General features: G+C 68.7%; 9 protein-coding genes. All 9 read left to right on the top strand.

Annotated features, from left to right (window positions below; translation table 11 throughout):
- Nucleotides 1-42 precede the first annotated feature (42 nt).
- Entirely contained in the window at nt 43-417 is a 375-nt protein-coding gene (locus L978_RS10360) for a fluoride efflux transporter FluC (RefSeq protein ID WP_047522976.1), read from the top strand.
- The gene (locus L978_RS10365) at nt 414-773 is read left to right on the top strand and encodes a fluoride efflux transporter FluC (protein ID WP_047522977.1); all 360 of its coding nucleotides are present in this window, start codon (nt 414-416) and stop codon (nt 771-773) included. The genes L978_RS10360 and L978_RS10365 overlap by 4 nt, the downstream gene beginning before the upstream one ends.
- A gap of 354 nt (nt 774-1,127) precedes the next feature.
- Nucleotides 1,128-2,396, top strand: a complete 1,269-nt coding sequence (locus tag L978_RS10370; protein WP_047522978.1) for an ABC transporter substrate-binding protein — start codon at nt 1,128-1,130, stop codon at nt 2,394-2,396.
- Between the two features lie 4 nt (nt 2,397-2,400).
- The gene (locus L978_RS10375) at nt 2,401-3,360 is read left to right on the top strand and encodes a carbohydrate ABC transporter permease (RefSeq protein WP_047522979.1); all 960 of its coding nucleotides are present in this window, start codon (nt 2,401-2,403) and stop codon (nt 3,358-3,360) included.
- A complete protein-coding gene (locus tag L978_RS10380) occupies nt 3,353-4,246 on the top strand; it encodes a carbohydrate ABC transporter permease (protein ID WP_047522980.1) in 894 nt (297 codons plus the stop codon). Before L978_RS10375 ends, L978_RS10380 begins: the two co-directional genes overlap by 8 nt.
- A 3-nt stretch (nt 4,247-4,249) precedes the next feature.
- On the top strand, nt 4,250-5,308 hold the full coding sequence (locus L978_RS10385; RefSeq protein WP_047522981.1) for a LacI family DNA-binding transcriptional regulator: 1,059 nt from the start codon (nt 4,250-4,252) through the stop codon (nt 5,306-5,308).
- A gap of 41 nt (nt 5,309-5,349) precedes the next feature.
- Nucleotides 5,350-6,531, top strand: a complete 1,182-nt coding sequence (locus L978_RS10390; RefSeq protein WP_197055647.1) for a Gfo/Idh/MocA family protein — start codon at nt 5,350-5,352, stop codon at nt 6,529-6,531.
- A gap of 145 nt (nt 6,532-6,676) precedes the next feature.
- The gene (locus tag L978_RS10395; RefSeq protein ID WP_047522982.1) at nt 6,677-7,264 is read left to right on the top strand and encodes a TetR/AcrR family transcriptional regulator; all 588 of its coding nucleotides are present in this window, start codon (nt 6,677-6,679) and stop codon (nt 7,262-7,264) included.
- A gap of 16 nt (nt 7,265-7,280) precedes the next feature.
- Nucleotides 7,281-10,402: efflux RND transporter permease subunit (locus L978_RS10400; RefSeq protein ID WP_047522983.1), on the top strand; the 3,122-nt coding region annotated here is incomplete at its 3' end.

The following is a 10,402-nucleotide window of genomic DNA, read 5'->3' on the forward strand; positions in this document are numbered from 1 at the left end:
CATCGACTCGGCGCGCTGGCACGCGCGACTAAGGTGGCGAGCATGACCTTCCGCCGCATCCTGCTCGTCGCCGTGGGCGGCATGGTCGGCACGGCGGCGAGGCTGGGACTCGGACTGGTGGTGCCCGACGCGGGTGGCTTTCCGGTGGCCGTGCTGCTCGCCAACGTCCTCGGAGCCGTGCTGATCGGAGTGCTGGCCGCGCGCCTCCCCTCCTCCACGGACCTCCGCCTGGCTCTCGGCACCGGAGCGCTCGGCGGATTCACGACGTACAGCGCGTTCATGACCGGCACGGTGGAGCTGTGGGCGGACGCACCGGTGCTCGCGGCCGCGTACGCCATCGGCAGCCTGGTGCTCGGACTGGCCGGAGCGGCGCTCGGTCTGCGCTTCGGCAGACCCCGCCACGGAGCACCCACGTGACCCCGCTGCTCTTCCTCGGTGCCGCGCTCGCCGGCGGAGTCGGTGCGGTGCTGCGCTATCTCGTGGACCTCGGTGTCGCGCGGCTCGCCGGCCGCCGCTTCCCGTGGGGCACCCTCCTCGTGAACATATCCGGCTCCTTCGCGCTCGGGGTGGTCACCGCGGCTCTCCCTGACGCGGCGTTCGTGCTCGGCGCCGGACTGCTGGGCGGATACACGACGTTCAGCACCGCGATGCTCGACACGGTCGCACTGTGGCGAGACGGCGAGCGCGGGTCCGCGGTGTTCAACGCGGTCGGGATGCTCCTGCTCGGTGTCCTCGCCGCCGCCCTCGGCCTGGCCCTCGGCACCGCCCTCTGACCCCCCGGACCGTCTCGGTCCCCCGCGGTCCCGTCCCCCGCGGTCCCGTCCCCCCCGGTCCCGTCCTGGTCGTGCAGTCCGTCGCGAAGGTCGACACCCCCTCTTCTCGCCGAGGCCCCCTCTGGATCGCACCAATCAGCGGGGGCGTCGGCGGTGAACGGGGGTCTCGGCGGAGACGGACGGGAGAGACGGACGGACGAGAGAGACGGGGACGGGACGGGACGGGACGGGACGGGACGGGGCGAAGCGGGGGTTGCGGGGGCGGGAAGGGGCGCGGTACTCTCCTTGCTAATCGATTAACGCTAAACGATTAACACCCGTTCCTGCACTCGTGCACTGTCGAAGGAGACACCGATGCCCCGTACGACCCGCCGCGCTCTGGGCGCCCTCGCCGCGTCCGCGGCCGCCGTCCTCGCCCTCAGCGCCTGCTCCTCCGCGACCGCGGGGGAGAGCTCCGACGGCGACGTCACCCTCAGCTACGCCATCTGGGACGAGAACCAGAAGCCCGCGATGGAGGACATCGCCGCGGCGTTCACGAAGGAGCACCCGAACGTCACGATCGACATCCAGGTCACCCCCTACAAGGAGTACTTCACCAAGCTGCAGACCGCCGCGACGGGTGGCTCGGCAGCCGACGTCTTCTGGATGAACGGCCCGAACTTCCAGCTCTACGCCTCGAACGGCCAGCTCGCCCCTCTCGACGACGGCGGGATCGACGCCGCGGACTACCCCGAGGGCCTGATCGACCTGTACACCTACGACGGCAAGCTCTACGGCGCCCCGAAGGACTTCGACACCGTCGCCCTCTGGTACAACAAGGCGCTGTTCGACGCTGCCGGGGTGGAGTACCCCTCGGCGGGGTGGACGTGGGATGACTTCACCGAGGCCGCCGCGAAGCTCACCGATCCTGCGAAGGGGCAGTTCGGCGTCGCGGCGAGCCAGTACGGCCAGGAGAACTTCTACAACTCGATCGCCCAGGCCGGTGGAGAGGCCATCTCCGCCGACGGCACGAAGAGCGGATACGGATCGCCCGAAGCGCTCGCCGGCATCGAGCTGTGGACCGACCTGATCGCCGCCGGCTCTTCGCCCACGGCACAGCAGATGACCGACACGAACCCCGAGGACTTCTTCCTCTCCGGCAAGGTCGCCATGTTCCAGAACGGGTCGTGGGCGGCCATCGCCTACGCGGACAACGCCGACATCGGCGGTGACGTCGACGTGGCACCGCTGCCCGCCGGCGCCGAAGGCAACCAGAGCGTGATCCACGGTGTCGGAAACGTCGCCAACGCGAAGAGCGCCCACCTCGCCGAGGCCAAGATGTTCGCCGAGTTCGCCTCCGGTGAGCAGGCCGCGAAGATCCAGGCCGAGACCGGGACAGTGATCCCGGCGTTCGACGGCACGCAGCAGGCGTGGGTCGACGCGCTTCCCCAGTACGACCTGCAGGTCTACATCGACGCGCTCGAGAACGCCGTCCCGTACCCGGTGTCCAAGAACACCTCCGCCTGGACGAGCATCGAGAGCGAGGTGCTCTCCCAGGTGTGGTCGGGTGCGGTGCCCCCGAAGGACGGCCTCCAGGATCTCGCCGCCCAGATGCAGGCGGCACTGGACGCCGAGCAGGACTGATCGTATGACCGTCCTCGCGCCGCGCGCGGTCGAGACGGCGGAGCGGATGCCGGAGCCGCAGGGCTCCGGCGTCCGTCGCCGCCGTCGGAGTCCCGGAGCTTCGCCCTGGTGGGCGCTGGTCTTCCTCGGGCCGACCGCACTGGGCATCGCCGTGTTCTACCTGTGGCCGACCGTCCGGACCCTCATCATATCGTTCACGAAGTCCGGCCCGTTCGGCGGGTCCGAGTGGGTGGGCATCGAGAACTACACGCGTCTGTTCCAGGATCCCGAGCTCATCGGGGCCCTCCGCAACACCGCGATCTACACGGTCATCGCGCTCATCGGCATCCCTCTCGCGGTCGGGATCGCCGCCCTGCTGAACACCGCCGGGCTCAAGGGCCGCAGCGCCTACCGCACGCTGTACTTCATCCCCGTCGTCACGATGCCGGCCGCCATCGCGCTGGTCTGGCGCATGATCTACAACGGCGACTACGGGGTGCTCAACGCCGCTCTGGGGGCCGTCGGCATCGAGGGGCGCAGCTGGCTCACCGACCCGAACACCGCGTTGATCGCGATCGCCGTCGTCGGGATCTGGGCGGGGCTGGGCACCAACATCGTGATCTTCCTCGCCGGTCTCCAGGGCATCCCCGACACGATCATGGAGGCGGCCGACCTCGACGGCGCGGGTCCTGTGCGCAAGTTCTTCTCGATCACGATCCCGCTGCTGTCGCCGTCGATCTTCTTCGTCAGCGTGATCAGCGTGATCGGGGCGCTGCAGGTGTTCGACCTGATCTACATGATGCTCGGACGCAGCAACCCGGCGATGCCGAACACCCGCACCGTCGTCTATCTCTTCTACGAAGCGGGCTTCCTCGACAACGACCGCGGCTATGCGGCCGCCGTCGCCTTCCTCCTGCTCGTGATCATCCTGATCCTCACGATCGTGCAGTTCCGTCTGCAGAAGAAGTGGGTGCACTATGAGTGACGTCTCGCTCGACACGCGCGCCGTGGTCGGCGCTCCCGCCGGCCGCTCGGGCACGCGCGCCGGGAAGCCGAGGAATCGTGGCCTCTGGATCGTGCACCTCGTGCTCCTCCTCGGCGCCGTGCTGATGGTCTTCCCGTTCGTCTGGCAGCTGCTGACCTCGTTCAAGACGCTGTCGGACTCGGTGCAGGTGCCGCCGTCGTTCCTGCCGCGTGAGTGGGTGTTCACGAACTTCGCCGAGGTCTTCGACTCGATGCCGTTCGGCCAGATGTTCCTGAACTCCGTGCTCCTCACGGTCGGGCGCACGGTCGGACAGGTGGTGCTGTGCACGATGGCGGGCTACGCGTTCGCACGCATCCCGTTCCCCGGCCGCAACGCCCTGTTCGTGGTGTTCCTCTCGGTGCTGATGGTGCCGTCGCAGCTCTACCTGCTGCCGCAGTACGAGATCGTCCAGTCGCTGGGGTGGCTCAACACCCTGCAGGCGCTCATCGTGCCCGGCATCTTCAGCGCGTTCGGCACCTTCCTGATGCGGCAGTTCTTCATGTCGATGCCTGCCGAGCTCGAGGAGGCCGCGCGCATCGACGGCGCGAATCCGTGGCAGACCTTCTGGCGGATCATGGTTCCGCTCGCGAAGCCTGGCATCATCGCACTTGTGGTGTTCACCGTGCTGTGGTCCTGGAACGATCTGCTCTGGCCGTTGATCGTGACGACCGACCCCGCGAAGATGCCGCTGTCGGTCGGGCTCTCGCAGCTGGTCGGCATCCACGGCACGGACTACCCGGTGCTGATGGCGGGTGCGCTGCTGGCGACGCTCCCAATGCTGGTGACCTTCATGATCCTGCAGCGGCAGTTCATCCAGGGCATCGCGTTCAGCGGATCGAAGGGCTGAGACATGGCGAAGAGCGAGCACCAGGTGCCTCGGCGCCCGACCCTGCGCATGGTCGCCGAACGGGCCGGGGTGTCGACGGCGACCGTGTCGTATGTGTTCTCCGGACGGGCGGGGGCGGCCTCGGGGGCCGGTGTCGCCGAGGCCACGGCCGCGCGGGTGCTGGCCGCGGCCGACGAGCTCAACTACCGGCCGAACAGCGCGGCGCGGGCGATCCGCACGGGACGCAGCGGCATGGTGCAGCTCTCGTTGCACATGCTCAGCGACCCGTGGTCCCTGGCGGTGGCCGACGCGGTGAACGCCGAGGCGAACAAGCACGGACTCACCACGCTGATCCTCGCCGACGGCGACTGGCATGCCGCGCTCGACCGCGTCGAGAGCGACGTGGCCTATCTGGACGGCGTCGGACTCGACGAGCCGGCGCGGCAGAACCTCGCCGACCTCGTCCGGCGCGGGCAGCGTCTGGTGGTGTTCTCCGAGCACCTCGAACCCGAGGGATTCGACGTGATCCGCTCCGACGCGATCCCGGGATGCGAGGTCGCGATGGATCATCTGCTGGAGCGGCACACCGCGATCGGATGCATCGCCGCCGAGGGAGCGGTGCGCCTCGCCGGCGAGCAGGTCACGCGCTACACGCCCTACGTCGAGAAGCTGGCGGCCGCCGGCATCGAGCCGGAGCCGAACTGGACCGTGACGTACGCCGACACCCAGGCGAGCGCGTTCACGGCGGCGGTCGAGTTGCTGTCGGGCGAGAACCGGCCGCGGGCGGTGTACGCGACGACCGACTTCGCCGCGATCGCCACGATCAACGCCGCGCACATGCTCGGTCTGCGGGTGCCGCACGACGTCGCGGTGGTGGGCGTCGGCAACACCCCGGACGCCCGCCTGATCGCGCCCACCCTGACGACCGTCGGCCCGACCGACTTCTACGAGAGGCAAGCGCGCATCATCGTCGACCGCGCCCTCGAGACCGAACCCACCCCCGGGCGCCTGCACGACTTCGCATGGACGCTCTTCCCCGGCGGATCCACCGACCTCGACGCCCCCGCACCGCGGGCCCGTTGACCTCGGCATCCCGCACAGACTCATCACACAGAAGGACCATCGTGGATCTCCAGATCGGCATCATCGGCTTCGGCGCGCGCTCGACCCTCCAGGAAGAGGTGCATCGCCCCGGGCACGGATCGCGCATCAGCGCCGTGTGCGACCTCGCTCTCCGCGCTCGCGAGGACGCCCGCGCCCTCGTCCCGGATGCGTTCATCACCGATTCGCTCGATGAGCTCCTGGCCTCGGGCGTCGACGCCGTCATGGTGCTCACCCCCGACGACACGCACGCCGCCCTCAGCATCCGGGCACTCGAAGCCGGAGTGCCGGTGTTCTGCGAGAAGCCCCTCGCGATCGACCTCGCCGACGCCGACCGGATGCTCGAGACCGCGCGCCGCACCGGCACCGGGCTCTACATCGGCCACAACATGCGGCACATGCCCGTGATCACCCTCATGCGCGGACTCATCCAGACCGGGCGCATCGGACAGGTCAAGGCCGTGTGGGTGCGGCACTTCGTCGGCCACGGCGGCGACTTCTACTTCAAGGACTGGCACGCCGACCGCCGCCGCACCACGGGACTGCTGCTGCAGAAGGGCGCGCACGACATCGACATCATCCATTGGCTCGCCGGCGCGTACAGCGAGAGGGTCTCCGCGATGGGGGCGCTGAGCGTGTACGGCGACATCGCCGACCGGCGAGACCGGACGGGGGAGCGGATGCCGGACTGGTTCAGCATGGACAACTGGCCGCCGACCGCGCTCACCGGCCTGCACCCGGTGGTCGACGTCGAGGACATCTCGATGGTGAACATGCAGCTGGAGGGCGGGATCTTCGCGTCGTACCAGCAGTGCCACTTCACGCCGGACTACTGGCGCAACTACACCGTGATCGGCACCGAGGGGCGCATCGAGAACTTCGGCGATGTCGCAGGCAGCGAGGTCAAGCTGTGGAATCGGAGGCATGCGGGCGCGGCCGACGCCGACGAGACCTTCATCGTTCCCGAGGTCCCGGACGCGGGGCACGACGGCGCCGATGCGCTGCTCGTCGCCGAGTTCCTGCGGTTCGTGCGCCATGGCGGACTCACCGAGACGTCGCCCGTCGCGGCCCGCGAGGCTGTGGCGGCCGGTATCCTCGCCACCGCGTCGCTGCGGGGTGACGGCTCCGCGATCGACATCCCGCCGCTGGATCCCGACCTCGTCGCCTACTTCGAGCGGGGTCAGGTCGAGGCCGCGCTGGTATGAGCGCAGCGTCCCTCTTTGCGGGATCAGAAAGGGGCCGGAACACGCGACGCCCGGTCCGTTTTTGATCCCGCACGAGGCCCGCTCCCAGCGCCCTCACATCCGGAAAATGTACAAAAGTACATGTACGGATGTCCAAGGGGGCGGGATGAAGCATGGTGCGCGTCGTCGACGTGACCCGGAAGCGCGCCGTCGGGAGATCGTGACCGCCGCGGCGGAACTGATCGTCGAGGTGGGCGCAGAGGCCGTCACGCACCGCATGGTGGCCGCCCGCGCCGGCGTGCCCCTCGGGGCGACGACCCAGTACTTCGACACCCTCGACGACCTCCGTGCCGCGGCCTTCCGCGCGCTCGCCGAAGAGGTTGACGCGCGCCTCGACGGTGTCCGTCAGACCCTCGCCGAGCGCGGCGTCTCGCCGCACACGATCGCCACCCTGATCGCCGACAGCATGGAGGACGCGCACGCTGTCCAGGCCGACCGCGCGGTGGTGACCGCAGCCGTGCACGATCCGCGGCTGCGCGAACTCGCTCGTCACCTCTCCGACCGGCTCGTGGAACTCCTCGAACCGACCTATGGTGAAGACCGGGCCCGTGCCGCGATGATCTTCATCGACGGCGTCATGTGGAACGTGCAGATCCGCGACGACCGCCTGGCACAGTCCTTCATCGAGACCGCACTGGCGCGGATCCTCGGAGATTCCGTCTCCACTCCGACCGCAACGACAGCCACACCCTGACACCGAGGAAAACGCCTTGTCGAAACTCGCCATCCTGAGCCTCAAGAACCGTGCGCTCATCGCCCTGATCACCATCGTCGCGGCGGTGTTCGGCGGGCTCGCGCTCACGAACCTCAAGCAGGAGCTCATCCCTTCGCTCGAGCTGCCGGCGCTCGTCGTCATGACGACCTACCCCGGGGCCTCGCCCGAGGTGGTCGAGAATGACGTGTCGACGCCGGTCGAGTCGGCGATCCAGGGTGTCCCCGGGCTCGAGTCGACCACCGCGACCAGCACCACGAACGCCTCGATCGTCCAGGCGATGTTCGCCTACGGCACGAACCTCGCCACAGCAGAGCAGAAGATCCAGCAGGCGATCAACCGGATCTCCTCGCAACTGCCCGAAGACGTCAGCCCGCAGGTGCTGTCGGTGTCGATCGATGACTTCCCCGTGATCCAGGTCGCCGTCACCGGATTCGAGGATGCCGACAACGCCCAGGCCGAACTCGAATCCGTCGCGATCCCCGACCTCGAGGACGTCGACGGGGTCAACGCCGCGGAGATCGTCGGTGGCGTCGGACAGCGCATCAGCATCACTCCCGACACGGCGAAGCTCGCCGCCGCGGGTCAGAGCACACAGGCCATCAGCTCGGCGCTGCAGCAGAACGGAACCCTGTTCCCGGGCGGGGACATCACCGCCGACGGGCAGACGCTCACGGTGCAGACCGGGGCCAAGATCACCTCGGTCGAGGAGATCGCGGCGCTGCCGCTGGTGGGCACCGATCTCACCATCGGCGAGGTGGCCAGCGTCGTGCAGGAATCCGACCCGGTCACCTCGATCTCGCGGGTCGACGGCAAGGATGCGCTCTCGATCTCGATCACGAAGCTGCCCGCCGCCAACACCGTCGAGGTGTCCAACGGCGTGATCGCGGCCCTCGACGAGATCGGCAAGGCGTTCCCCGATGCCGAGTTCACCGTGATCTTCGACCAGGCGCCGTTCATCGTCCAGTCGATCGAGACGCTCGCCACCGAGGGTCTGCTCGGCCTCGTCTTCGCCGTGATCGTCATCCTGGTCTTCCTGCTCTCGATCCGCTCGACCCTCGTGACGGCGATATCGATCCCGACCAGCGTGCTCATCACGTTCATCGGGTTGCAGGCGTTCGGCTACTCGCTGAACGTGCTGACGCTCGGCGCGCTCACGATCGCGATCGGTCGAGTGGTGGACGACTCCATCGTGGTGATCGAGAACATCAAACGTCACTACGTCGGGGATGCCGACAAGGGCGATGCGATCCGTCTCGCCGTGCGCGAGGTCGCGATGGCGATCACCGCCTCGACGATCACGACCGTCGCGGTGTTCCTGCCGATCGTCTTCGTCGGCGACATGGTCGGCGAGCTGTTCCGACCGTTCGCGATGACGGTGACGATCGCGATGGTCGCCTCGCTCCTGGTCGCGCTCACCATCGTGCCGGTGCTCGCCTACTGGTTCCTGAAGCCCGGCAAGCCGCTGCTCGACGAGCATGGAACGCCGATCGACCCCGAACACCCCGATGCTCCGCCGACGCAGCTCCAGCGCGTGTACCGGCCGATCCTCGCCTGGACGCTGAAGCACTCGGGTGTCACGGTCATCCTGGCTGTCGTGGTGCTCGGCGCCACGCTCGCCGCGGCACCGCTGATGAAGGTCAACTTCCTCGGAGACTCCGGGCAGAACACCATGACCATCACGCAGGACCTCGGTCCGTCGGCGAGCCTGCAGGCGAAGTCGGATGCGGCCGTCGCGGTCGAGGACGCTCTGCTCGACATCGACGGCATCGAGCACGTGCAGGCGTCGATCGGCACCAGCGGCTCGGCGCTCAGCGATGCCTTCTCGGGCGGAGCGGGTGTCACGTACTCGGTGCTGACCGACTCCGACGCCGACCAGGAGAAGCTCCGCGCCGATGTGCAGGACGCGATCGACGGACTCGGTGACGAGGTCGGCGATGTGGCCGTGTCCGCCTCCGCGGGATTCGGCTCGAGCGACATCGAGATCACGGTCAGCGCACCGAACTCCGATGACCTGCAGACCGCGACCACGGCACTCGTGGACGAGCTCGACGGCCGGGACGGAGTCGGTCAGGTCACCGACAACCTCGCCGCCTCGCTGCCGTACATCGCCGTCGTGGTCGATCGCGAAGCGGCCGCCCAGCGCGGGCTCTCCGAGGTCGCGGTCGGCTCGATCGTGTCGAACACCATGCGTCCGCAGCAGGCCGGTTCCGTCGAGATCGACGACACCGCGCTGACCGTCTACATCGTCACCCCCGAGCCGCCGACCACGGTCGAGGCGCTCAAGGAGCTGGCGATCCCGACGCCGTTCGGCGTGGTGCAGCTGCAGGACATCGCGACCGTCGAGCAGCGCAACGGCCCGACGTCGATCACGACCGAGCAGGGGCGTCGCACCTCGACGATCACAGTGCCGCCGGCATCCGACAACCTCGCCACCGCCACACAGTCGGTGAACGAGGCGCTCGCCGCGGTCGACCTGCCCGACGGTGCCTCCGCCGAGGTCGGTGGCGTGGCGTCGCAGCAGGCGGACTCGTTCTCGCAGCTGGGCCTCGCGATGCTCGCGGCGATCCTGATCGTCTACGTGGTGATGGTCGCGACCTTCAAGTCGCTGCGCCAGCCGCTGCTGCTGCTCGTCTCGGTGCCGTTCGCGGCGACCGGCGCGATCCTGCTGCAGATCGTCACGGGAGTGCCGCTCGGTGTCGCCTCGCTGATCGGTGTGCTGATGCTGATCGGCATCGTGGTGACGAATGCGATCGTGCTCGTCGACCTGGTGAACCAGTACCGGGAGAAGGGACTGTCGACCGTCGAGGCGGTCAAGGCCGGTGGGGAGAAGCGTCTGCGTCCGATCCTCATGACCGCGCTCGCGACGATCCTCGCCCTCACCCCGATGGCGCTAGGCATCACCGGGCACGGCGGGTTCATCTCCCAGCCGCTGGCGATCGTCGTGATCGGCGGGCTCCTGTCCTCGACCGTGCTGACACTGATCGTGCTGCCGACGCTCTACAACCTCGTCGAGGGTGCCAAGGAGCGGCGGGCGGCGCGCAAGGCGGGCGGGTCGGATGCCGGCGGGGCGCCCGAGCCGGATGCTCCGGTCGGGCCGGATGCGTCGGGCGCTGCGGC

Origin of the sequence: Microbacterium sp. ZOR0019, from assembly GCF_000800925.1 — a bacterium.
Classification (GTDB): domain Bacteria; phylum Actinomycetota; class Actinomycetes; order Actinomycetales; family Microbacteriaceae; genus Microbacterium; species Microbacterium aurugineum.